The following is a 23384-nucleotide window of genomic DNA, read 5'->3' as shown; positions in this document are numbered from 1 at the left end:
TCAGAACCCGCCCATGTCGTTGTTCACGAAGGCGTCGGTGTACGTGACCATGAAGCCGACGCAGAACACGACCACGACGCCGAGGAAGGCGAGGATGCCGAAGGCGGCCGCCGCCTGCTTGACCTGCCCGGGCTCGTGGGCCGTGGCGACCACCGTGGGGCCGTCCTTGTAGTAGACGGTGACGAGGTCGCCCTCCAGGCGGGTCGCGGGGCCGTTCTCCTCCTCGAAGCGGATCTCGCGGCCGTCGCGGGCCGTGAACTCGTAGACGTGGTGGATCGTCGTACGCACCGAGGTGTCGTTGGCGCCGCCGTGGGTCGTCGTGAACATCCGCAGGCACCGGCCCTGGGCCGTGAGCCCGCTGTTCCAGGCGCCGCGCATCTGCAGCCAGCGGCGCACCACGCGGTACGCCATGAAGAGAGCCAGGGCCATGATCAGGCAGGGCACGAGGTAGAACAGCACGTCCATGAGATCCCCCGGTCTTGGGTACCGCCCTACCCGTCAGTAGGCGTGTCAGGACGGTACCCGCGCAGTCCGGCGGACTGACTCAAGTAATGCTCAGAACGTGACGTCCGAACAGGCGTAGAACGCGTTGCCCGTGTCGGCGATCGTCCACACCGCGAGGATGACGTGATGACCGCTCAGCCCGCTGGGCAGGGTGCCGCTGTGGCTGAGCGTGGCCGGCGGGCGCTGGCCGTTGTACGGCACTGTCAGGAACGGGGTGGTGTTGAGGTCCGAGCGGGCCAGGGCGTGGTTCTGGTTCCAGCCCTGCTTGGTGACGTAGTACTTGAAGTCCGTCGTGGCGTGCATGGCGGTGAACTGCCAGCGGAAGGTGTACGACTGACCGCCAATCACCTTCGTGGTGGGCCAGGCCGCCCCGGACGGCGTCTTCGGCGAGCTGAGCTGGGCGAAGCGGCTCAGGCCGCCGTTGCAGATCTGACCGTCGGCGGGTCCGGCGGCCGGGAAGCCCTTGGGGCCCTCGACGCTCTGCGGCTCCCACTGGATGTCGCCGCAGTTCGTCACGGTGCCGTTCTGGCAGAGCTTCTGCCTGCTGATGGGGAGGTCGGTGTAGCCGTGCCCGCTGGCGCCGCCGGTGGAGAGCGCGAAGGCTCCGGCGGTCACCACACCCAGCACGACTGCGGACAACGCAGAGAATCTGGTCTTCGTGCGCATGCTGCCGCTCCTGGAGAACGTGGGGGAGGTTCACTGAGCTGAGCTGAGCCGTGCAGTAGGTCTAGACCAAGTCTCAGATTATTGCCACTGGTTGGCCGTGTCCATATCAAGACGTGTCCATACCCGTCGCGTCGGCACTCCCGAGCCGCTGCCGGACCGTCACATCGGCTCCCTGCGGCCCGAGCAGAACGCCACCGTCAGGTCCCGGACGAGCACCTTGCGCTCGTAGTCGTCCAGTTCGACCAGACCGCGCACGGTCAGCCGGCTCACCGTGTCCTCCACCGAGTCCACGACCGAGTTGAGCATGGTGGCCCGCTGCCGGGCGTCCAGCGCGGCGATGGTGCGCCGGTGCATCGCGGCGGCGACCTCGGGCGCGTACTCCACCCGGAGCGGCTGCACCGAGAACACCTCCAGGCCGATCGGTCCCGCGTCCGCCGCCACCAGCCGGGTCAGCGCCTCCCCCGCCACGGCCACCCCGCCCCGCGCCGAGCCCGGCAGGTCCACCGGCACCCGGGCGAGGGCCGCCTCGACGCACTCCTGCAGATAGGTCTCGTGGTCGTCGATGCCGAGCACGGCCCGCGCGGTGTCCCGCACCCGCCACACCACCAGGACGACGACCCGCAGCGCCACCCCGTTGGCGTCCGCCGCCGGCATCGCCTCGCTGCGCCAGTGCCGCAGCCGAACGTTCACCCGGCGGCGTACCAGCAGCGGGTTCACCCAGAGCAGCCCGGTGCGCCGGACCGTCCCCCGGTAGCGGCCGAACAGCCCTAGCAGCCGGGCCTGTCCGGTCCGGCCGCGGGCGAGCCCGCCGAAGCCGAGCACGCCGAGCGCACCGGCCCCGGCGTACGCCGCCCACTGCGCGGGCCCGAGCCCCGTGCCCGTGCAGGCCGGCAGGCGCAGCGCCTCCGCGGCGAGCGGCGGCAGCACGCCCGCCCACCACGAGGTGGCCAGGCACCCCGCGATGCCGCCGGCCCCGGCCAGCACCCCGGCCAGTCCGGGCAGCACCCGCGCCGGACGCTCCACCAGCTCCGGGTCGACCTGCGGCACCGTCCGGCTGCGGGCCGGGGCCGGGCGCCTCAGGCGGGGCTGTTCGCCGGTGGCCTGCCGGCGGCCCACGACGGCGGGCTTCAGCGGCACCGGCACCGGCTCGGGCTCGTCGCGGAAGAGCAGATGGACGGGGATCTCGGTGGTCACCTCGTTCTGGATCAGCCGGGCCGGGCGGGTGGTCATGCCCCCGGTGCCCATTGCGCTCTCCGGCTGTTCTCCGGACTCGGACGTGTGTGACGTGGTCGTACTCATGCGTGCCTCCAGCCTCCGCGCCAGATGCGTCATGACAGTGAGAAGTGAGAGTGGGAGTGGGAGTGGGATCAGGGGGGTGCTCACGAGCGCGGGCAGCGCCGCCTACGCGAACAGGCGGCGCCAGGTCTCCGGGCCCGGGTAGCCGTCCGCCGCGCCGCCCCGCCAGCCCTGGCTGCGCTGGAAGGCCTCCACGGCCCGCCGGTCCGCTTCGCCCCAGCTCGGACCCGGCCCTTCGGCGTAGAAGCTGCCGAACCCTTTCTTCACCAGCTGCCTCCCGAGCTGGGTGACGTACTCGTTCTCCGCGCCCGGGCGGAAGAGGTTCCGGCCGGGATAGCCGGGCACCCCGTGCGAGGCGGGCCGGGCGGATCCGGCCGTTGCGGAGGGGAAGCTCCTGCCCTGCCCGGTGACGAGCAGCTTCCAGGTCCGGGGACCGGGCAGCCCGTCGGCGTCCTCGCCCGTCCAGCCCTGGGCCAGCTGGAACGCCCGGGTCGCCCGCCGGTCCGCATCGCCCCAGACCGGGCCCGGGCCCTCGGTGTAGAAGGAGCCGGCGCCACGGGACACGAGCAGCCGGCCGAGCTGGGTGACGTACCTGTTGTTCGTGCCGGGGCCGAAGAACCCGGCACCCGGGAAGGTCGCCGGCTTCTTGCTGTCGGCGGCCTGCTGGGCGCCCGCGGTGCCGGTGGTCACGCCCTTGTAGCGGTAGGGGACGTACTTGTCGGCGTGTGTCCAGTAGGGGTAGGGGGTGGGCTGGCTGCGGGCATGCGGGGGCGTCTGTTCGTAGACCAGGTAGTTGGTGTGCGTGTGGTCCGTCCAGCCGCCGAAGATCACGACGTGGGAGCCCTTCTCGGGGTTGTCCGGGTTGTGGAAGAGGAGCATGTCGCCGGGCTGCAGCTCCTCCTTGGCGATCTTCACACCGAACTGGTCGAGGCTGCCGGTCCACTCGTTGGTGCCCAGGCCCCAGGCCATGGAGACGTAGCCCGAGCAGTCCTGCCGGTAACCGTCGGACCAGTAGTCGTCCATGCTGTACGGCACCTTGGCGGCTACCCAGAGCTTGGCCCGCTTGATGATCTGGGTCCGGGTGGCGGCGGGATACGGGGTGGCCGGCTGCTTGACCGGCCCGCCGGCCGGGCCGTGCAGCGGGGCCCGGGGGCCCTGCGGGGTGTCGGACCCGTCGTCCGCCACGGGGCCGCCGGGGCGGGGCGGGGAGTGGGGGGCGGTGAGGGCGGCGGCCGGGGGAACCGCCCCGAAGGCGGCGGACGCGGCGGCGGCCACGACCACCACCCCTCGGGCGGCCGGGTTGCCGCCGAAGCGGCCGGGCGGGCGGGGACTCGCCCGATGGCGGGCGCAGCCGGGGCAGCCGCAGTCGCTCACGGGGTCGACTTCCTCGAACGCCGGAGCGGTCATGCGATCTGCCTCACATTCGGGGTTGATTTGTCCGCGGATGTGCACGTTGATCAGTTTCACAACTGTCGCCGGAGCGCGCATGTTGACGGTCCGAATGATGTACAGACAGATATGACCGGCCCCCGGGACGCCGGGGGTGGTCAGGAGCACCCTTCCAGGTCAGGTAGAGTTCTCTTGTCAGCAGGCGCCGCTAGCTCAGTTGGTTAGAGCAGCTGACTCTTAATCAGCGGGTCCGGGGTTCGAGTCCCTGGCGGCGCACAGACGACAGCAGGCCCCCCGTGCGAACGGGGGGCCTGCTGCTGTTTGGCCGGATACCCTCTGGCCATGGCAGCGCGTGACCTCCAGGAGCGGATCAAGAAGCTCATCATCGACCGGCGGCTGCCCTCGGGCGCCCCGCTGCCGACCGAGCCCGAGCTGATGGAGTTCCTCGGGGCGAGCCGGAACTCGGTGCGGGAGGCGCTGAAGGCGCTGCAGGCGATGGGGATCGTGGAGATCCGGCACGGGTTCGGGACCTACGTGGGCCCGATGTCGCTCGCCCCGATGATCGAGGGGCTCGCCTTCCGTACCGTCGCCGGGCACTACCGCGGCGAGGACTCCCTGCTCCAGCTGCTGGAGCTGCGCGAGGCGGTCGAGACGGGACTGGTCTCGCGGCTGGCCGGACGGCTGCCGGAGACGGACCTGGTTGAACTGGAGGCCCTCGTGAACCGTATGGAACAGGAGGCCGCCGAGGGCTGCGGCCTCGCCGAGACCGACCGCGCGTTTCACGCCACCCTCTACCGGGGGCTGGACAACGTACTGCTGTGCGAGGTGCTGGAGGCGTTCTGGGACGCGTTCCACCGGGTCCAGCGGGATCTGGTGGACGTACCGCAGGACCCGCGGGTCACCTGCCGTCAGCACCGGGAGATCCTCGACGCGGTCAGGTCCGGCGATTCCATACGGGCGGAGGAGGCCATAAGAGATCACTTCGGCAATATCCGTGCCCGCCTCTCCCCCACCGGCGCACCCGAGCCTCCCGAGCACCACCCGCGCCACAATGAACGGGTTTGACCGGTAAACACGGCGTTTCGTGTCTTGCGATCATGCTGAGCACCGTAGAACCCTGGTTGTTCATGAAGCCGCAGATTCGCGGCACTTGGGGGGAAAGCGGTTGCGTACCGGCGGGGAGGGGGCCCCGCTCATGAACCGGTGCCGAGGGGGGCATCATGCAACCGGAGGGTCGCAGTCCCGTGTCTATAGGGTGAGCAAGACGTGGTGACTGTGCCTCACCACTGAACCGCCTGTGACGGCCGAGGGGGCCCCGACCGGGCGAAGGACCGACGAACACGCGGTGACCTGCGTGTGGGGGGAATGACTCATGACGTCGACGCCGAAGGGCGCCCGGCAGAGCCACGATCAGCACAACGACCCGTCACAGACCGCCCAGCTCCGTGCGATCGGGCACCGGACCGGCCAGTTCCGCCGCATCAGAAAGAGCCTGCCGAGATACGACTACGAGCACTACAGCCGACTGGCGGGCCCCCTCACCCAGCCCGACCCGGGCAAGCCCTACACGGTGCAGTACCGTTCGCTGCTCTCGCAGGAGCCGCACCGCATACGAGCCGCGCTCATGCTGGGCGCCGCCCCGGTGCTCTCCCTGGTCCTGCTGTTCTGGCTGCTGCAGCCCGAGCACTGGACCGAACGGGACTACCCGGCCTACGACTTCCTGCCGGCGCTCGACATCGTCATGCTCGTCTCGATCGGTCTGATCGAGTTCTTCCGCTGCATGAACGTGCTGTCCAACGCGCACGCCACGCTGGTCGCCCGGGACCCGGTCCCGGTCGTGCCGGAGACCGGTACCCGCGTCGCCTTCCTCACCTCCTTCGTGCCCGGCAAGGAGCCGCTGGAGATGGTGACCAAGACCCTGGAGGCGGCGGTCAAGCTGCGCCACCGGGGCCTGATGCACGTGTGGCTGCTGGACGAGGGCGACGACCCGGCCGTCAAGGAGGTCTGCGCCCGGCTCGGCGTCCACCACTTCTCCCGCAAGGGCGTCGCCCGGTGGAACCAGGCCAAGGGCCCGCACCGCGCCAAGACCAAGCACGGCAACTACAACGCCTGGCTCGAGGCGCACGGCGGCGAGTACGACTTCTTCGCCTCCGTCGACACCGACCATGTGCCGCTGCCCAACTATCTGGAGCGGATGCTCGGTTACTTCCGCGACCCGGACGTCGGCTTCGTCATCGGCCCGCAGGTCTACGGCAACTACGACACGTTCGTCACCAAGGCCGCCGAGTCGCAGCAGTTCCTCTTCCATGCCCTCATCCAGCGCGCCGGCAACCGCTACGGTGCCCCGATGTTCGTGGGCACCTCGAACGCCGTGCGGATCAGCGCGATCAAGCAGATCGGCGGCCTGTACGACTCGATCACCGAGGACATGGCCACCGGGTTCGAGATGCACCGCGCCAAGAACCCGGCCACGGGCCGGAAGTGGAAGTCGGTCTACACCCCGGACGTCCTCGCCGTCGGTGAGGGCCCGAACGCCTGGACGGACTTCTTCACCCAGCAGATGCGCTGGTCCCGGGGGACGTACGAGACGATCCTCAAGCAGTACTGGAAGGGCTTCTACTCGCTGCCGCCCGGCAAGCTCTTCAACTACACGATGATGATCATCTTCTACCCGATGTCCGCCCTCAACTGGATCCTGGCGGCACTGAGTTGCGCGCTGTTCCTGGGCCTGGGCGCCTCGGGTGTGAACATCGACCCGACCGTGTGGCTGATGCTGTACGGCAACGCGTCCGCGCTGCAGATCGGCCTGTACATCTGGAACCGCCGGCACAACGTCTCCCCGCACGAGCCGGAGGGCTCCGGCGGTGTCGCGGGCATGGTGATGTCGGCGCTGTCCGCGCCGATCTACGCCCGCTCGCTGATGGACGCGGTGCTGCGCCGCAAGAGCAAGTTCGTGGTGACCCCGAAGGGAGACTCGGCCAGCCCGGACACGCTGTTCGGGACCTTCCGGATCCACTGGTTCTTCATCCTGGTCTTCGGTGGTTCGCTCGCCGCGGGATTCGTGTTCGGACACTCCCACCCGGCGATGATCACGTGGGCGGTCTTCGCCATGCTGATCACCGCCTCGCCGATCTTCGCCTGGCGGCACGCGCTGCGGCAGGAGAAGAGGAAGCCCCGGCAGCCGACGGAGCCGGCCCCGGGCGCGGGCCCGGCCGCCGGGGCGGCCGCACCCGGGCCGGCGACGGAGCCGCAGGACGCGGTGCCCGCGCAGTACGCGGCCCACCCGGCGCGCGGCCACGCCCCGCAACAGCGGCCCAGTTGGGCCGCCACGCCCCGCGGGCCTGGCGAGGCCCCCGCGGAGGGAGACGACCAGACCATGCAGATCGCGCTCGGTGGACTTGGGGGACGTAAGGAATGAAGGACCAGGCCGGCCGCCGTCGTGCTCGTCGACTCGCGATAGGCACGGCGGTGGTACTCGCGCTGGCCGGGATGAACGGGCCGTGGCTGTACCGCTTCGGAACCGAGCAGTACCACCAGTACAAGATCAACAAGCCGGAGTACAAGGCCGCCAACGGCCACTGGGACATCGTCGAGTTCCCCGAGGAGTACCGCCAGGACACCATCCACGCGGCGCTCCTGCACACCGGCAAGGTGCTGCTGGTCGCCGGCTCGGGCAACAACCAGGACAACTTCGACAAGAAGAAGTTCGACACCCGTATCTGGGACCCGGTCAAGGGCACCATCAAGAAGGTGCCGACGCCCGCCGACCTGTTCTGCACCGGCCACACCCAGCTGGCCAACGGCAACCTGCTGATCGCGGGCGGGACGAAGCGCTACGAGAAACTCAAGGGCGACGTCACCAAGGCCGGCGGCCTGATGGTCGTGCACAACGAGAACCCCGACAAGCCGATGACGCTGCCCGCGGGCACCAAGTTCACCGGCAAGGAGAACGGCAAGACCTTCGTCTCGAAGGACCCGGTGCTCGTACCGCGCGCGAAGAAGGTCTTCGACCCGCAGACCGGCGCGTTCCTGCGCAACGACCCCGGGCTCGGCCGTATCTACGTCGAGGCGCAGCGAAGCGGCACCAAGTACGAGACCGGCACCCAGGACAACTACCGGATCCAGGGCCTGACCGGCTCCGACGCCCGCAACACGTACGGCATCGCACAGAAGCTCGCCCTCGACAAGAAGGACTTCCAGGGCATCCGTGACGCCTACGAGTTCGACCCGGTCGCCGAGCGGTACATCAAGGTCGACCCGATGAACGAGGCCCGCTGGTACCCGACGCTCACGACCCTGTCGGACGGGAAGATCCTCAGCGTCTCCGGTCTCGACGACATCGGCCAGCTGGTCCCGGGGAAGAACGAGATCTTCGACCCCAAGACCAAGAAGTGGACGTACACGCAGAAGATCCGGCAGTTCCCGACGTACCCGGCGCTGTTCCTGATGCAGAACGGGAAGATCTTCTACTCGGGTTCCAACGCGGGCTACGGACCGGACAACGTGGGCCGTGTTCCCGGTATCTGGGACGTCGACACCAACAAGTTCACCAAGCTGCCCGGGCTCAGTGACCCCAACATGATGGAGACGTCCGGAACGGTGCTGCTGCCTCCGGCGCAGGACGAGAAGTTCATGGTGGTCGGCGGGGGCGGGGTCGGCGAGTCCAAGCTGTCCAGCAGAAAGACGCGGCTGATCGAGCTGAAGGCGAAGAACCCGCACTTCGTCGACGGGCCCGAGCTGGACAAGGGCACCCGGTATCCGCAGACCTCGATCCTGCCCGACGACACCGTGCTGGTGTCCGGGGGTTCGGAGGACTACCGGGGGCGCGGCGACTCCAACATCCGTCAGGCCCGGCTGTACCACCCGGACAGCAACAGCTTCACCCAGGTCGCCGATCCGCTGGTCGGGCGGAACTACCACTCCGGGTCGATCCTGCTGCCCGACGGGCGGGTGATGTTCTTCGGGTCCGACTCGCTGTACGCGGACAAGGCGAACACCAAGCCGGGGAAGTTCGAGCAGCGCATCGAGATCTACACGCCTCCCTACCTGTACCGGGACTCCCGGCCGTCGTTGAGCGGAGGACCGCGGACGATCGCCCGGGGTGCTTCGGGGACGTTCACCTCGAAGCACGCCTCGAGCATCAAGAAGGTGCGGCTGATCCGGCCGAGCGCCTCGACCCACGTGACGGACGTGGATCAGCGGTCCATCGCCCTCGACTTCAAGTCCGCCGGCGACAAGATCACGGTCACCGTGCCGAAGAACCGGAACCTGGTGCAGTCCGGCTGGTACATGCTGTTCGTGGACGACGACCGGGGGACGCCGTCCACGGCTCAGTGGGTCAAGGTGCCGTAGCTACTTGCTGTTCCTGGCCAGGGCGAGTGCGTAACTCGCCCACCACTGGCCGGCCTTCGGGCCGCCCTTGCAGGTGCCGTCCGACTCTCCTGGGCGCTTGACCCACAGGTAGGCGTCCACGAGAGGGTCCGCCGTCTTCGTCGTCGGCGTCTCGCCCAGGGCCCGGCCGGGCGGGTTGCACCACTTCTGGTCCGGATCGCCCTGTGTGTAGGGGCCGTTGCCGTTGCGGCTGGTGTCGACGACGAAGTGCTTGCCGCCCACCTTGGCGGAGAGCTGCTTGCCGTAGGCGATGGAGTCCTCGGTGGAGTAGAAGTTGGAGACGTTGACGGCGAAGCCGTCGGCCTGGTCGATGCCGGCCTGCTGGAGGGGCTGGAAGATCTGGTCGGGGTGGCCCCAGCCGGCGTTGCCGGCGTCCAGGTAGACCTTGGTGTTCTTCAGGGACTTGAGCTTGGCGACGGCACCCTTGAGGAGGTCGTAGCGCTCCTCGTGGAACTCTTCCGGGGTGCAGCCGTCGACGAGGTGGAGCACGGCGTCGGGTTCGAGGATGACGGTGGCGGGGCGGTCCCCGATGCCCCGGGCGACGCCGTCGATCCAGGCCCGGTAGGCGTTGCCGTCGGCCGCGCCGCCCTGGGAGTACTGGCCGCAGTCGCGGTGCGGGATGTCGTACAGCACGAGCAGGGCCGTGCGGTCGGAGTTCTCGGCGGCCTCGGTGAAGCCGCGGGCCTCCCGCTCCGGGTTCTCCGGGCCGATCCACTCCCCCACCGGCTGCTCGGCGATCTTGCGGATCTGCGCGGCCTCGGTCTTCTTGCCCGCCTTCTCGTAGGCGGCGAGCCGGCGGGCCGCGGTGCCGTCCGGGTTCACCCAGAACGGGTCGGCGGACTTGGGCTGTTGAGTGATCCTGGCGCCGGCGTCGGCCGCCTTGCCCCCGTCCGAGGAGGAGCATCCGGCGAGCAGCAGTGCCGCCCCCAGCACCGCCGCTGACGCCCGAGCCCGTGCCGAGGAGCGGGCCCCCCTGGTGTCGTACATGCGATTCCCCCCTGAGCGCATCGTTCCGGCCCGGTCGACCGAGTACCAATCGTGGCATACCGGCCGTGCCGGTCACGAGGTCGCGCGGGGGGTGTCAGGGGGGTCACGGACCGGTGCCCGTGAGGTACGCGGAGACCACCACGTTGGCCGTGTAGCTGTGGCTGGTCCGGTCGAAGGTGCCGCCGCAGGTGATCAGACGGAGTTCGGCGCGGCCCGGCTGGTGGGGGCCGTAGGCCTGCCGGGCGTCGAAGTCGTCGCGGGCCAGGACACGGATGCCGTCGATGGTGAAGTGGGCGACCTTGCCGTCCGAGCGGACCACCCGGACCGTCTCGCCCGGCTTCAGGGTGCTGAGCTTGTAGAAGACGGCGGGCCGGGTCTCGGTGTCGACGTGACCCACCATCAGCGCGGCACCCGCCGCGCCGGGCGCGGTCCCGGAGCCGTACCAGCCGACCACTCCCGGCTGGCCGAACGGCGGCGGGTCGACGGCGCCCCGGCTGTCCAGGCCGCGGGCCGTCACCGGTGCCTGCACGCCCAGTTGGGGGATGTCGATGCGCTGCGGGATCGCGGCGCCGAGCGGCTTGGCCGCGGGCGGCAGCCGGACCGCGTCGGCGCCCAGCCCGGCCACGTCACCCGGCCCGGACGGGCTCTCGGGTACGTCGGTCACGCCCCGGCCCCACAGCCACAGCCCGAGCAGCAGGAGCGTCCAGGCCAGGACGGTGATCAGGCGCACGGCGCCGGTGGTGGGCCCGGGTTCGTCGGACATGGCCGCGGTACGCCCTCAGTCCGTGCCGCGACTCCGGCGGGCTCTGAGCAGCCCGACGGCGGCCGCGGCGACCCCGGCGAGGGTCAGGCCGGTCAGCGCCTGGCCGGTGCCGGGGGCGGACCCGCTGGTGGCCACCGTGGCGAAGTGCGCGGTGCCGCCGCCACCCGCGTGGACGGGGGCGATGGGCGAGGCGGCGGTGCCGGACGGCTCCTCGTCCTGGCCGGAGGACGCCGCCACGACGGTGATCCTGCCGGTGACGACCGTTCCGGCACAGCTGATCCGCACCTGGTAGGCGCCCGGTACGAGCGAGGTGCGGATGCGGGTCTCCCCGGCCAGTGCGCCCTGGCTGCCGGTGAGCCGTGCGTCGGAGACGAAGGCGTCGGAAGCGGCGGTGCCCTGGGTTCCGGTGCAGCCCCGCACGAGCAGGGAAACGTCACCGCCCGGGGCCGGGGAGGCCGGGGTCACCGTGACGCCGGGGCCGCCGTCGGCCGCGTACGCCGCCGGGGTCAGGGCGGTGGCGGCCAGGAGTGCTGTACAGAGAGTGAGACGTGCTGAGCCCATCGTTAACCTCCAGATAGTGGGAGGCTCCCCCGTACGGCGCGCCTCCGCATCCCAGGGAGGCGCGCGACTGCTCCATACGGGTGGTACGGGGTGCGGGCCAGGTTTGAACGTCCCTGCTCAGACGAGGTCGACGAGGTCCGCGATGGAGTCGACGACCTGGGAGGGACGGAAGGGGTGGCGGTCGACGTCACCGGGCTGGGTGACGCCGGTCAGCACCAGGAAGGTGCGCATCCCGGCCTCCAGGCCCGCGAGGACGTCGGTGTCCATGCGGTCGCCGATCATCGCGGAGTTCTCGGAGTGGGCGCCGATCGCGTTGAGCCCGGCCCGCATCATCAGCGGGTTGGGCTTGCCGACGAAGTACGGCTGCTTGCCGGTCGCTGCGGTGATCAGCGCGGCGACCGAGCCGGTGGCCGGCAGGTCGCCCTCGGTGGAGGGGCCGACGTTGTCGGGGTTGGTGGCGATGAACCGGGCGCCGCCGTTGATCAGGCGTACGGCCTTGGTCAGGGCCTCGAAGGAGTAGGTGCGGGTCTCGCCGAGGATCACGAAGTCCGGGTCGTGGTCCGTGAGGATGTAGCCGACGTCGTGCAGTGCGGTGGTCAGGCCCGCCTCGCCGATGACGTAGGCGCTGCCGCCGGGCCGCTGGTCGTCCAGGAACTGGGCGGTGGCCAGGGCGGAGGTCCAGATGTTCTCCACCGGCACGTCCAGGCCCATCCGGCGCAGCCGGGCGTGCAGGTCCCGGGCGGTGTAGATGGAGTTGTTGGTGAGCACCAGGAAAGGCCGCCCGGAGTCGCGGAGCTTCTTCAGGAAGGCGTCGGCGCCGGGGATCGGGACACCCTCGTGGATCAGGACGCCGTCCATGTCGGTGAGCCACGACTCGATGGGCTTGCGGTCTGCCATGTGCTTGCGTCTCCTGCGTGCGTACGGTCAAGAAGCGGGGGCGCCGGAACCACGGCGTACCGACGCCCCCAGCCTAATCAGGAAGGCCTGATCCTGACCCTGGTCAGGACTGACTCATCACCGACTGATCACTGGCCGATCCGTACGCCGTCGATCACCCGGTACGCGGTGGTGTGCTGTCGACGACGGCGCAGGCGCATACGTACGGCGGAACGGAACCTCTTGGACGGCTGAACCCCCGGAGGGTTCAGCTGCCGGTGGCGGACTTCCAGTCCTCGACGTAGGTCGTGAGGTTCTTGTCGATGTCGTTCCAGTCCGGCTGGAAGATGTCCACGCCGTTCATCAGCTCGGTGAGCGCGGTGGCGTCGGCGTCGGTGGCCTTGACGTCCTGGCGGGCGCTGAAGCCGCCGCCGATCTCGCTGACCTCCTGCTGCTGCTTCTGCGCGAGCATGAAGTCGAGCAGCTTCCTGCCGTTCTCGCCGTGCGGGGCCCTGGTGACCAGGCCGGCCGCGTAGGGCAGGGCGAAGGTGGTGGGCCTGCCGTCCTTCCCGGCCGGGAACCAGATGCCGAGGCCCGGCATGTCCTTGGACTGGGCGTAGTTCATCTGCACGTCCCCGTTGGCGGCGAGGAGTTCGCCCTTGTCGACCTTGGGGGCGAGCTTGCCGGTGGAGGCGGACGGGCCGACGTTGTTGGCCTGGAGCTTCTTCAGGTAGGCGAGGGCCGCGTCCTTGCCGCCGAAGTCGTGCATCGCCTTGATCAGAACGGCGGTGCCGTCACCGGCGACGCCGGGGGTGGAGTACTGGATCTTGTTCTTGTACTTGGCGTCGAGCAGTTCGTCCCAGGTCTTCGGCGCCAGCTTCAGCTCCTTCTTGTTGTAGACGAAGCCGAAGTAGTTGTTGACGACGGAGGTCCAGGTGCCGTCGACGGCCTTGTCGGCGCCGCTGACCAGCTCGGAGTCCTTCGGCTCGTACTTCTCCAGCAGGCCCTTGCTGTCGGCCTGCTGGATGAACGGCGGGAGGGTGACCAGCACGTCGGCCTGCGGGTTGCTCTTCTCGCGGACGGCGCGCTGCACCATCTCGCCGGAGCCGCCCTCGACGTACTCGACCTTGATGCCGGTCTGCTTCTGGAAGTCGGCGAAGACCTTGTCGTACCAGCCGTCGCCGTTCTCGCCCCTGAGGCCGTCGGCGCTGTAGACGGTGACGACCTTCTCGTCGGAGGCGGCGGAGGAGCCGCCGCAGGCGGACAGCAGCGGGGTGGCGAGGAGGGTGAGGGCTATGGCGAGCGTGACGCTGTTTCTGGGCATGGCGAGGCGAACTCCTTGCAGACGAGGGCGGGTTGGGCGGGTGGCGGCTCAGCGGTACGACGCCCGGGTGCGGACCCGGGAGACGGCGAACAGGACGAGCAGGGTCGCGGCCATCAGCACCACCGCGACAGCGGACCCGGCGAACAGGGCGCCGCGGTCGGTGGCCGCGTAGATCAGGACGGGAAGCGGGGTCCAGTCGGGCGGGTAGAGCATCATCGTGGCGCTCAGCTCACCCATGGACAGGGCGAAGCAGAGGCCGGCGGCGGCGGTGAGCGAGGGCAGCAGGAGCGGCAGCCGCACCCGCCACAGGACGTACGCGGGCCGGGCGCCGAGGGAGGCGGCGGCCTGTTCGTAGGCCGGGTCGAGGCGGGCGATCGCCGCCGACACGGACTGGTGGGCGAACGCCGTGACCAGCACGGTGTGGGCGATGATCACGATCCACCGGGTGCCGTTGAGCAGCAGCGGCGGCTGGGAGAAGGCCACCAGGACCGACAGTCCGACCACCACCGAGGGCACCGCGACCGGCAGCACGAACAGCGCGTCGAGGACCCGGCGGTGGCGTTTCTTCAGGGCCGCACCGGCCAGCGCGGCCCAGGTGCCGGTGGCCAGGGCGAGCAGGCTCGCGGTGACGGCGGTGACCAGGCTGGTGGTCAGCGCCTGGAGGGCCTCGCCGCGGGTGGCGGAGTGGTAGTTGGCCGTCGTCGGGCCCGAGGGCAGGACGCCGGACCAGTGGGTGGCGAAGGAGGCGCCGAGGACGACGAGGAGGGGCAGGGCGAACAGCGGCACGAAGAGGACGAGGAACACCGCCCACACGGCCCACCTGCCCTTGCGGCTATGCACCAGCACGACGGCTCACCACCCGGTAGAGGCCGTACAGCCCCACGGAGATCAGGACGTTGACGACGGCGACCACGCACGCGCCCGGATAGTCGGACTCCAGGATCGCCTTGCTGTAGACGAGCATCGGGAGGGTCGTGACCCCTTTCGCGCCGGTGAACAGCACGATCCCGAACTCGTTGAGGCACAGCACCAGGACGAGGCTCCCGCCGGTCGCGAGCGCGGGCAGCGCCTCCGGCAGGATCACCCGCCGCACGATGCGGGGTGCGCGGGCGCCTAGCGAACTGGCCGCCTCCAGCTGAGCGGTGTCGAGCTGCGAGAAGGCGGCGAGCAGCGGCCGCATCACGAACGGCGTGAAGTAGGTGACCTCCGCCAGCAGCACGCCCCACGGCGTGGTCAGGAACTGGAAGGAACCGATGATGCCGGTGGTGCCGTAGATGAACAGCAGCGCCAGCGTGATGAGGAAGGACGGGAAGGACAGGTACACGTCGACGAACCGCGCCACCGCCTTCGCCCCCGGAAACGGCACGAACGCGATGACCAGAGCGAGCAGGAAGCCGAGGACCAGACACCCGGCCGTGGAAGCCAGCGCGAGCCATACAGTGGTCCACAGTGCGTGCCGGAACGCCTCCGAGGCGAATACGTCGACGTACGGCTGGAGGCAGGTCCCTCCGTCGTCCGGCCGGAAGGACTGCCGGACGACCAGGGCGAGGGGGTAGAGGAAGAAGAGGGCGAGGAGGGCCACCGGTGGAAAGGTCCACAACAGGCGCCTATTCATGGGTGACTCCGGCGGGCAGCAGCACCGCGTCCTCGGAAGCGAAGTGCAGGCTCACGGCGTCCCCGTGTGCTGGTGGTGCCTTCAGCTCACGCAGGTCCGCCATGACCGTGTGCCCACCGACCTCCACGTACAGCCGGTGTGTGGCCCCGCGCCACTGGATCTCGGTGACAGTGCCGACGATCCGGTTGGGTCCCTCCCCGAGCCCGACCAGATGCGGCCGTACGCACAACGTGGCCCGCGCCTGCGCGACCACGCCGCCCGTGTCGACCGTCAGCTCCGTGCCCGCGAAGTCGACTCCCCCGGAGCCCACAGTCACCGGCAACAGATTCGCGCCGCCCACGAAGGAAGCCGTGAACTCACTCTTCGGCGCCCGATACAGCTCGCGAGGCGTCCCGCACTGCTGCAGCCGCGCCGCGTCCATCACGGCGATCCGGTCGGCCAAGGTCAGTGCCTCGACTTGGTCATGGGTGACGTACAGCATCGACACGTCCGGCAACTCCCGGTGCAGCCTGGCGAGTTCGGCCAGCATCCCGGACCGCAGCCGGGCGTCCAGCGCGGACAGCGGCTCGTCCAGGAGCAGCACGTCCGGCCGGACGGCGAGCGCGCGGGCGATGGCGACGCGCTGCTGCTGACCGCCGGACAACTCGCGCGGGTGACGGCGGGCGTAGGCCGCCATGCCGGTCATCTCCAGTGCCTCGGCGACCCGTTGTCGTATCTCGCTCCCGGCCGTCCTGCGGGCCTTGAGTCCGAACGCCACGTTCTCGTCGACGCGCATGTGCGGGAACAGGGCGTACTGCTGCACCACCATGCCGATGCCCCGCCGGTACGGCGGCAGGTCCGTCACGTCCCTGCCGCCGAGAAGCACCCGCCCGGACACGGGCCGCACGAATCCGGCGACCGCCCGCAGCGCGGTGGTCTTGCCGGAGCCGGACGGCCCGAGCAGCGCCATGACCTCGCCGGGCTCGACGGTCAGGTCGAGGGCGTCGAGGACGACGTTTCCGTCGTAGGCGACGGTGACGGAGTCGAAGCGGATGCCCATCTCAGCGCGCTCCCGACAACAGGGCGGGCAGGCCGGCGACGGAGTCGAGGACGTGCGTGGCGCCGGCCGCGCGGAACGCGTCGTCGCCGTGGGCACCGGTGCGGACGCCCACGACGAGGCCTGCTCCGGCGCGTACGCCGCTGAGCACGTCGTAGGACGTGTCACCGACGACGGCGACCTGCCGGACGCCCTCGGCGGCCTTGGTCCGCACGAATGCTTCCAGCACCATGTCGGGGTACGGTCGGCCCCGCCCGCCCGCGTCGGCCGGGCACAGGGTGAGCGGTACGAGGTCCTGCCAGCCGAGGGCGGCCAGGATGGCGTCCTGGGTGACGCGGGCGAAGCCGGTGGTCAGGACGACGGTACGGCCGCCGCCGGCGAGTTCCTCGATGGCCTCGCGGGCGCCGGGGAGCGGGGCGATCAGGCCTGCGTCGACGAGGTCGCCGTACGCCTTCTCGAAGGCGGTGTTGGCGCGCTGGGCGAGGTTCTCGTCCCCGAAGAGGTGCCGGAAGACGGAGATCTTGGACTCGCCCATGGTGGCGCGGACGTAGTCCAGCTTCTCGGCGTGGTCGGCGGAGCCGGGCTCGACGCCCAGTGCGACGGCGACCGCCTCGAAGGCCCGCTCGACCAGGCCCGCGTCGGCGACGGTGGTGCCGGCCATGTCGAGGACGACGAGACGGATGTCGTGGTTGTCGGTGGTCAACTCTTTCACCAGCCCAGTTCGTTCGCGGTGGTTTCGGCGATCGCCGGCGAGCAGGTCATGCCGCGCCCGCCGGGCCCGGTGACCAGCCACACGCCGTCGCTCACCCGCTGCCGGTGCACGACCCGGCTGGTGTCGGTGCACTGCGCGTACACACCGGCCCAGCGGCGCCGGATCTTCGGCAGCGGCCGGCCGAGGAGGGACTCGACGACCTTGGTGAGGTGGTCGTAGGGGTCCTCGAGCGTGTCGAAGGCGAAGGGGTGCTCGTACTCGTGGGTGTCGCCGATGGTCAGGCCACCGTCGGCGCGCTGCACCATGAGCAGCTGCATCCTGTGCTCGGCGGCGGTCGCCGGCTGCGGTTGGCCGGCGTTGAGCGCGTCCAGCGCCGGGGAGGCGTAGGCCGGGTAGTAACGGAAGCTGTCGGCGTCCGCGACCGAGGTGGTGAGCGGTTCGCCGAGCGGGTCGGTCTGCATCATCTGGAGGCGGACGCGGCGCACGGGCAGCTCGGGCCCGGCCAGCTCCCGTACCAGTCCGCCGAGCCAGGCGCCGGTGCACAGCACGACGGCGTCCGCGTGATGCACGTCGCCGTGGTCGTCCCGGACGGCCCCGGCACCGACCACCTCGCGCACCTCGCGCCCCGGCAGGAAGGTGTAGTTCGGAGATTTCAGCAGCTCCGCGCGCAGCGCCAGTTGGGCGGTGCGCGGCTCGACGGCGGCGTCGCGCTCGCAGTGGAGGGCGGCGGTGAACTCGCCGCGCAGGGCGGGGTTGAGGGCCCGCGCCTCGCCGGGGGTCAGCAGCTTGTAGCCGCGTTCGGCGGCGTCCGGGCGGGCCACGGCGGCCTCGGCGACGGCGAGTTCGAGGGGGCCGCGCACCGGGGTGAGCGATCCGTTGGCCCGGAAGCCGAGCCCGGGCACGCGCCCGCCGATCCCTTCCCACAGCTCCCGCGCCCGCAGCGCGGTCTCCAGCTCTTCTCCGCCGGCGCGCCCACTGACCCAGATCTGCCCGAAGTTGCGCAGCGAGGCGCCGCGCGCCTCCGCTTCACGCTCGATCTGGACGACCTGGTGGCCGCGCTCCACTGCTTGCCAGGCGTGCATGGTGCCCACCACGCCTGCTCCGACGACTGTCACTCTCACGGCGGCAACGCTCCTCGCGCACAGGGAACCGGAAGGGTCCGGCTGACAACGAGAGCGTGAACGACCCATCACGTTTGGGCTAGACCCGTTATCTTTTCGTGACAATACGGAGGGTGGATGATGGGTGATTTTGGGCGGTTTTCAGCCTTTCAGGTGCGTGGTGAAGGAGAACCGGTCGCCCCGGTACAGGGTGCGCACGCGCTCCAGCGGACGCCCCTTCGTGTCCCGGGACACGCGGTGGATCAGCAGCATCGGAAGGGCGGGCGGGGTGCCGATCAGCAGGGCCTCGCGGGGTGTGGCCAGCACGGTCTCGATGCGCTCGTCGGCGTCGCCGAACTCGATGCCCCGGGCCTTCAGATAGGCGTAGAAGGAGGAGTCGGGGTCGAAGCGGGAGTCGAGGTCGGGGACCCGGTCGACGGCGACGTACGTGCTCTCCAGGCCGACCCGCTCGTCGTCGGCGAGCAGCACGCGCTCCAGGTGCCAGACGAGTTCACCCCGGGTCAGCCCGGTCTCGGCGGCGAGAGGCTCCGGGCACGGGAAGCGGTCGAGGGTGACGAGCGTACGTCCCGGCGTACGGCCCTGCCGGCGCACGCCCTCGGTGTAGCTGGCGAGGGACAGCGGCTGGGCCAGCTTGGGTCCGGCTACGACGGTTCCCCGGCCGCGCCGCTGGAGGCGCCCCTCCAGCACCAGCTCCCGCACGGCCTGCCGTACCGTCTCGCGGGCGACGTCGTACCGCTCGGCGAGATCGCGCTCGGTGGGGATGAGGCCGCCCTCCCCCAGCTCCTCCAGCAGTCCGGCGATGCGCGCCTTGACCGCGTAGTACTTCGGGATGCGCCCGTGCTCGGGGATGCCGGAGCGGACGGGGGCGCCGGGGGCCTGGTCGTTCGGGTAGTCCACGCAGGGATCGTCGCAGACGGGGGCGGGCCGGTCGTACGGCGGCCCGCGGCTCAGCGGCGTCGGCGGGCCAGGAGGAACGCGCCTCCGCCGACGGCGAGCAGGGCGGCGCCCGCCGCGAGCAGCCCGTGCGCGAGCCCGAGCCCGGTACGGGCGAGCTCCCGGGCCCGCTCGCCGGCTTCCTCGGCCTCCGCGGCGAAGGGGAGGGAGGGGTCGTCGAGGTCGTCGAGGTCGTCGGATTCGTCAGGGTCGCCGGTACTGCTCGGGGTGGCCCGGGGAGTGCCGGACGGGTTGGTCGCCGTCGCCGTCGCCGTCGGCTTCTCCGGATCTTGCGGGGCCTGCGTCTGCGCGGGGTCCTCCGGCTCGCCCCCGATGCCGAAGCGGTAGTCGTTGGACTCCCCGATCCAGTCGCCGTCCTCGCCCCGGCGCTGCACGACGGCCGCGTTGACGGTGATGGTGTCGGGTACGGCGTCGGAGGTGAGCGAGAGCCTGACCTTGACGGTGACGGTCGCGCCGGGCGCCACGGTGAACCCGTCGAACCCCGCGCCGTCCAGTACGCCGACCAGCTCCTGCTCGTCGGTGCTCTCGAAGGTGACGGGCCGGGCGCGGGAGCCGTCGTAGAACTCCAGCTTGGGCTGGGAGGGGTTCAGAGTGCGTTTGGCGTCGACGAGGACGACGACGGGGTGGACGTCGGTGCACGCGCGGCTGGTGGTGTTGGTGAGGTCGATGTACCAGGTGCCGAAGCCGCCGCCCGCCTCGTAGGAGGCGGGCCCGCCGTGGATCCGGGTGGTCACCGGAAAGGCGCGGCCGCCGGGTGCCGCACAGGAAAGGGACGCGTCCGCGTGCGCGGCAGCCGACGACACGGGCACGAGAGCGGCGGCTGCGGCGAGGCAGAGGGGCAGGGACGTGCACGGTCGCATGAACACATGACCATGCCGGGTGGGGAGCGCAGGCGTGGCGTGCCACTCCGGGGTCGGGGGCAAGTCCGCTCGATCGGCCGACGGGCTACACGGAGGCCACGACCTGGCCGGACATGACCTGGGGAGGATTGGGGAGCAGCGACGCGAGGTGGTCGCGCACGAAGACCGCCGCCTTCCTGATCGATTCGTCGGCTCCCGCCTCGTTCTCGAACACGCTGGTCGAGACCATGACCCCGTTGCCGGCGTCGACCCAGTAGTAGGCCAGGAGGCCGGGAATGTCGCGGATGAGCGGCACGAATCCCTCGTTCACCCGGCGGCCGGCCTCGGCCGGATCGGTGACCCCTTCGTACCGTCTGACGGCTGCGTACACGCTGTTCTCCTCACGAGTCCGGGGCATCCGGTGCGCAGACGCCGTACCCGTGCGACGCGTGCTCCGCTCGCGAGTCGTCCGGCAATCACCTGAAGGGGCCGGGCGAGTGGTCCGGACGGTGCACCCCGCAGCCGTCCGCCCGCCCGAATCAGCCGACCGCGTCCGACCGAATCAGCCGTCCGCCCGCCCGAACATCGGCGCCAGCAGCAGCTGTGCGGCGCCCTCCGCGACGACCCGCTCCCCTCGCGGAGCGACCCGCACGGGGACCGTCCCGCCGGGCACACCCTCCCGCCGGGCCCGCGCGTCGAGCATCTCGGCGACCCCGCGGACGAACGGCTCCGGCGCTCCGGAGATCGTCCGCCCCCCGAGCAGCACCAGGTCGATGTCCAGCAACCCCACCAGATTCCCGGCCCCGACCCCCAGCACCCGCGCGGCCTCCGCCACCTCGCCCCGCGCCACGGCCCCCAGGCACAGCACCTCCACGCAGCCCCGGTTCCCGCACTCGCACAACGGCCCGTCCAGCTGCAGCACCTGGTGCCCGAACTCCCCGGCCCCGGTCCGCGCTCCCCGATGCACCCTGCCGCCGATCACCAAGCCGGCGCCGAGGCCCGTACCGAGATGCAGATAGGCGAAGGATCCGTCCTCGCCCCCCACCGAGAGCCCGAGCGCCGCCGCGTTGGTGTCCTTGTCCACCACGACCGGCACCCCCAGCCGCCCGGCCAGCGCTTCCCGCAGCGGGAACCCGTCCCACTCCTCCGGAAACCCGGTGACCCGGTGCAGCACCCCGCGCGCGTGATCGAGCGGCCCGGGGAGAGCGACCCCCACACCGAGCAGCGACCCGACGGCGGGAAGTCCTGCGTCGGCGCCGCCCAGAACCTCCCCGACCAGCCCGGTCACCGCGTCGGCGACCACCCCCAGCACGGCTTCCGCCCCGGCTCCCAGGTCCACGCCGCCGCGCCGCTCCCCGACCACCGCCCCGTCGAGATCCACCAGCACGGCCCGCAGCTCGTCCCGGTCCAGATGCACCCCCACCGCATGCCCGGCCTCCGGCACCAGCCGCAGCACGGTGCGTGGCTTGCCCCCGGTGGACGCCCGGCGTCCGGCGTCCGCCGCGAGCCCCTCCTCCCGCAGCCGTGCGGTGATCTTGCTGACGGCCTGCGGGGTCAGCCCGGTCCGCTCGGCCAGCTCCAGACGGCTGATGCCCTCCGCCCCCGCCGCGCGCAGCAGATCCAGCACCAGCGCGGTGTTGTGACTGCGCACGGCGAGCAGGTTCGCTCCCACCGGCCCGTCGCTCTTCGTCCTGTTCACGCCACCCATTCTCCCCGCCGCTTGCACTTTAGCAACAGCGTTGCGAAAGTAGGACGCATGACTGGTACCCCCCTCCGCGTCGGCCTGGTCGGCTACGGCCTCGCAGGCTCCGTCTTCCACGCCCCGCTGATCGCCGCCACCGAGGGCCTCGCCCTGGACACGGTGGTCACCTCGTACCCCGAGCGGCAGCAGCAGGCCCAGGCCGAGTTCCCGGGCGTCCGCGTCGTCAGTACCCCCGACGAGCTGTTCGACCGCGCCGACGAGCTCGACCTGATCGTCGTCGCCTCCCCGAACAGGACGCACGTCCCGCTCGCCACCACCGCCCTCGAGGCGGGCCTGCCGGTGGTCGTGGACAAGCCGGTGGCGGGTACGGCGGCCGAGGCGCGCGAGCTGGCCGCCCTCTCCGAGGAGCGCGGCCTGCTGCTCTCGGTGTTCCAGAACCGCCGCTGGGACAGCGACTTCCTGACCCTGCGCGGGCTGGTGGAGAAGGGCGAACTCGGCGACGTCTGGCGCTTCGAGTCCCGCTTCGAGCGCTGGCGCCCGCAGCCGAAGGGCGGCTGGCGCGAGTCCGGTGACCCGGCAGAGATCGGAGGTCTGCTCTACGACCTCGGCAGCCATGTCGTCGACCAGGCCCTGGTCCTCTTCGGTCCGGTCACCGAGGTGTACGCCGAGACGGACATCCGCCGCCCCGGCGCCGAGACGGACGACGACACCTTCATCGCGCTGACCCACGAGAACGGCGTCCGCTCCCACCTCTACGTCTCCGCCACGACGGCCCAGCTCGGCCCGCGCTTCCGGGTCCTCGGCTCGCAGGCGGGCTTCGTGAAGTACGGCCTGGACCCGCAGGAGGCGGCGCTCAGGGAAGGCCTGCGGCCGGGCCCCGCCTGGGGCGCCGAGCCCGAGGCCCTGTGGGGCCGCATCGGCTCCGGCGAGTCCCCGCTGACCGGCGGCGGCCGCCCCGTACCGACCGTCCCCGGCGACTACCCGGCCTACTATGCGGCCGTGGCGGCTGCTCTGACCGGCGCCGGAGCCAACCCGGTGACCGCCCTGGAGGCGGCCGCCGCACTCGACGTACTGGAAGCTGCCCGGCGCTCCGCCCGCGACAAGGTGACGGTGACCCTCTGATGCACCACCCGAAGATCACCCCGAAGTTCGCCCCCGAGATCACCCCGAGCGTGGAGGAGCTGGAGGCGCAGGAACGCCGCCTGGTCTTCCGCCGGTTCACCCATGACGACGCCTGGGCCCTCGGCTCCCTCCTGGTCGAGCTGGCCAGGGAGCGCCAGGCGCCGGTGGCCGTCGACATCCGCCGCGCCGGCCAGCAGCTCTTCCACGCGGCCCTGCCCGGTTCCACGCCCGACAACGACGCCTGGATCGACCGCAAGCGCCGGGTGGTGGAGCGCTACGGCGCCTCCTCCTACCTGGTCGGCGCCCGCTTCCGGGCCAAGGGCACGACGTTCGAGGACTCCGCCCGCCTGGACCCGGACACCTACGCGGCCCACGGCGGCTCGTTCCCGATCCACGTCGAGAACGTGGGCGTCATCGGCACGGTGACCGTGTCCGGCCTGCCCCAACTGCAGGACCACCGCTTCGTGGTGGAAGCGCTGGAGCAGTTCCTGGGCGAATAGCCCGTGGGCAGGATTACCGCGCGGCT

The 23384-nt window shown here is 70.9% G+C and carries 23 protein-coding genes and 1 tRNA gene; 6 read left to right on the top strand and 18 right to left on the bottom strand.

Annotation, left to right across the window (positions count from 1 at the left end; all coding sequences use genetic code 11):
* The 4 genes from ACIF83_RS01005 to ACIF83_RS00990 all read right to left on the bottom strand — a co-directional run bounded on the left by ACIF83_RS01005 (position 1) and on the right by ACIF83_RS00990 (position 3873).
* The gene (locus ACIF83_RS01005) at positions 1-465 is read right to left on the bottom strand and encodes a DUF3592 domain-containing protein (protein WP_393464145.1); all 465 of its coding nucleotides are present in this window, start codon (positions 463-465) and stop codon (positions 1-3) included.
* A 90-nt stretch (positions 466-555) separates the two neighbouring features.
* Positions 556-1170, bottom strand: a complete 615-nt coding sequence (locus ACIF83_RS01000; RefSeq protein ID WP_399722616.1) for a lytic polysaccharide monooxygenase — start codon at positions 1168-1170, stop codon at positions 556-558.
* 159 nt (positions 1171-1329) lie between these two features.
* Positions 1330-2469, bottom strand: a complete 1140-nt coding sequence (locus tag ACIF83_RS00995) for an SPFH domain-containing protein (protein WP_393464140.1) — start codon at positions 2467-2469, stop codon at positions 1330-1332.
* Positions 2470-2571: 102 nt separating this feature from the next.
* A complete protein-coding gene (locus tag ACIF83_RS00990; protein WP_399722614.1) occupies positions 2572-3873 on the bottom strand; it encodes a peptidoglycan-binding protein in 1302 nt (433 codons plus the stop codon).
* A 184-nt stretch (positions 3874-4057) separates the two neighbouring features.
* Here ACIF83_RS00990 and ACIF83_RS00985 point away from each other — a divergent pair.
* The 4 genes from ACIF83_RS00985 to ACIF83_RS00970 all read left to right on the top strand — a co-directional run bounded on the left by ACIF83_RS00985 (position 4058) and on the right by ACIF83_RS00970 (position 9207).
* A tRNA-Lys gene (locus tag ACIF83_RS00985) sits at positions 4058-4131 on the top strand.
* Between the two features lie 66 nt (positions 4132-4197).
* Entirely contained in the window at positions 4198-4920 is a 723-nt protein-coding gene (locus tag ACIF83_RS00980) for a FadR/GntR family transcriptional regulator (RefSeq protein WP_393464135.1), read from the top strand.
* 307 nt (positions 4921-5227) lie between these two features.
* The gene (locus ACIF83_RS00975) at positions 5228-7273 is read left to right on the top strand and encodes a glycosyltransferase family 2 protein (protein ID WP_393464132.1); all 2046 of its coding nucleotides are present in this window, start codon (positions 5228-5230) and stop codon (positions 7271-7273) included.
* Complete coding sequence (locus tag ACIF83_RS00970) at positions 7270-9207, top strand: galactose oxidase-like domain-containing protein (protein WP_399722611.1); 1938 nt, start codon at positions 7270-7272, stop codon at positions 9205-9207. Before ACIF83_RS00975 ends, ACIF83_RS00970 begins: the two co-directional genes overlap by 4 nt.
* Here ACIF83_RS00970 and ACIF83_RS00965 read toward each other — a convergent pair whose 3' ends face one another.
* The 14 genes from ACIF83_RS00965 to ACIF83_RS00900 all read right to left on the bottom strand — a co-directional run bounded on the left by ACIF83_RS00965 (position 9208) and on the right by ACIF83_RS00900 (position 21742).
* Positions 9208-10233: a glycoside hydrolase family 6 protein gene (locus tag ACIF83_RS00965; protein ID WP_399722609.1), complete on the bottom strand. Its 1026-nt coding sequence runs from the start codon at positions 10231-10233 to the stop codon at positions 9208-9210.
* 103 nt (positions 10234-10336) lie between these two features.
* Positions 10337-10996 carry a class F sortase gene (locus tag ACIF83_RS00960; protein ID WP_399722607.1) on the bottom strand — a complete coding sequence of 220 codons (660 nt, stop codon included), beginning with the start codon at positions 10994-10996 and terminating at the stop codon, positions 10337-10339.
* 15 nt (positions 10997-11011) lie between these two features.
* Entirely contained in the window at positions 11012-11557 is a 546-nt protein-coding gene (locus ACIF83_RS00955; protein ID WP_399722605.1) for a hypothetical protein, read from the bottom strand.
* 117 nt (positions 11558-11674) lie between these two features.
* On the bottom strand, positions 11675-12454 hold the full coding sequence (locus ACIF83_RS00950; RefSeq protein ID WP_393464119.1) for an HAD-IIA family hydrolase: 780 nt from the start codon (positions 12452-12454) through the stop codon (positions 11675-11677).
* A 247-nt stretch (positions 12455-12701) separates the two neighbouring features.
* Complete coding sequence (locus tag ACIF83_RS00945; protein ID WP_399722603.1) at positions 12702-13757, bottom strand: 2-aminoethylphosphonate ABC transporter substrate-binding protein; 1056 nt, start codon at positions 13755-13757, stop codon at positions 12702-12704.
* A 48-nt stretch (positions 13758-13805) separates the two neighbouring features.
* Positions 13806-14603 carry an ABC transporter permease gene (locus ACIF83_RS00940; RefSeq protein ID WP_393464114.1) on the bottom strand — a complete coding sequence of 266 codons (798 nt, stop codon included), beginning with the start codon at positions 14601-14603 and terminating at the stop codon, positions 13806-13808.
* The gene (locus ACIF83_RS00935) at positions 14590-15372 is read right to left on the bottom strand and encodes a 2-aminoethylphosphonate ABC transporter permease subunit (RefSeq protein WP_393464111.1); all 783 of its coding nucleotides are present in this window, start codon (positions 15370-15372) and stop codon (positions 14590-14592) included. Before ACIF83_RS00935 ends, ACIF83_RS00940 begins: the two co-directional genes overlap by 14 nt.
* On the bottom strand, positions 15365-16411 hold the full coding sequence (locus ACIF83_RS00930; protein ID WP_399722600.1) for an ABC transporter ATP-binding protein: 1047 nt from the start codon (positions 16409-16411) through the stop codon (positions 15365-15367). Before ACIF83_RS00930 ends, ACIF83_RS00935 begins: the two co-directional genes overlap by 8 nt.
* 1 nt (position 16412) lies before the next feature.
* Entirely contained in the window at positions 16413-17111 is a 699-nt protein-coding gene (locus tag ACIF83_RS00925) for an HAD family hydrolase (RefSeq protein WP_399723133.1), read from the bottom strand.
* Between the two features lie 5 nt (positions 17112-17116).
* Positions 17117-18241 (bottom strand): TIGR03364 family FAD-dependent oxidoreductase, encoded by a 1125-nt coding sequence (locus ACIF83_RS00920; RefSeq protein WP_399722598.1) that lies wholly within the window; start codon positions 18239-18241, stop codon positions 17117-17119.
* Positions 18242-18382: 141 nt separating this feature from the next.
* A complete protein-coding gene (locus ACIF83_RS00915) occupies positions 18383-19138 on the bottom strand; it encodes a GntR family transcriptional regulator (protein ID WP_399722596.1) in 756 nt (251 codons plus the stop codon).
* 50 nt (positions 19139-19188) lie between these two features.
* Positions 19189-20055 (bottom strand): hypothetical protein, encoded by an 867-nt coding sequence (locus ACIF83_RS00910; protein WP_399722594.1) that lies wholly within the window; start codon positions 20053-20055, stop codon positions 19189-19191.
* An 85-nt stretch (positions 20056-20140) separates the two neighbouring features.
* A complete protein-coding gene (locus ACIF83_RS00905; protein ID WP_393464096.1) occupies positions 20141-20425 on the bottom strand; it encodes a hypothetical protein in 285 nt (94 codons plus the stop codon).
* Positions 20426-20596: 171 nt separating this feature from the next.
* Positions 20597-21742, bottom strand: a complete 1146-nt coding sequence (locus tag ACIF83_RS00900; RefSeq protein WP_399722592.1) for an ROK family protein — start codon at positions 21740-21742, stop codon at positions 20597-20599.
* Positions 21743-21790: 48 nt separating this feature from the next.
* Here ACIF83_RS00900 and ACIF83_RS00895 point away from each other — a divergent pair, with 48 nt between their 5' ends.
* Positions 21791-22858 (top strand): Gfo/Idh/MocA family oxidoreductase, encoded by a 1068-nt coding sequence (locus ACIF83_RS00895; protein ID WP_393464090.1) that lies wholly within the window; start codon positions 21791-21793, stop codon positions 22856-22858.
* Positions 22858-23358 carry a heme-degrading domain-containing protein gene (locus ACIF83_RS00890; RefSeq protein ID WP_393464087.1) on the top strand — a complete coding sequence of 167 codons (501 nt, stop codon included), beginning with the start codon at positions 22858-22860 and terminating at the stop codon, positions 23356-23358. Before ACIF83_RS00895 ends, ACIF83_RS00890 begins: the two co-directional genes overlap by 1 nt.
* Positions 23359-23384 lie beyond the last annotated feature (26 nt).

The organism is Streptomyces sp. NPDC085866, from assembly GCF_044541035.1.
Lineage (GTDB): Bacteria > Actinomycetota > Actinomycetes > Streptomycetales > Streptomycetaceae > Streptomyces.
Note: the sequence above shows the minus strand (reverse complement) of the source record. Positions and strands in the feature narration are given on the sequence as shown.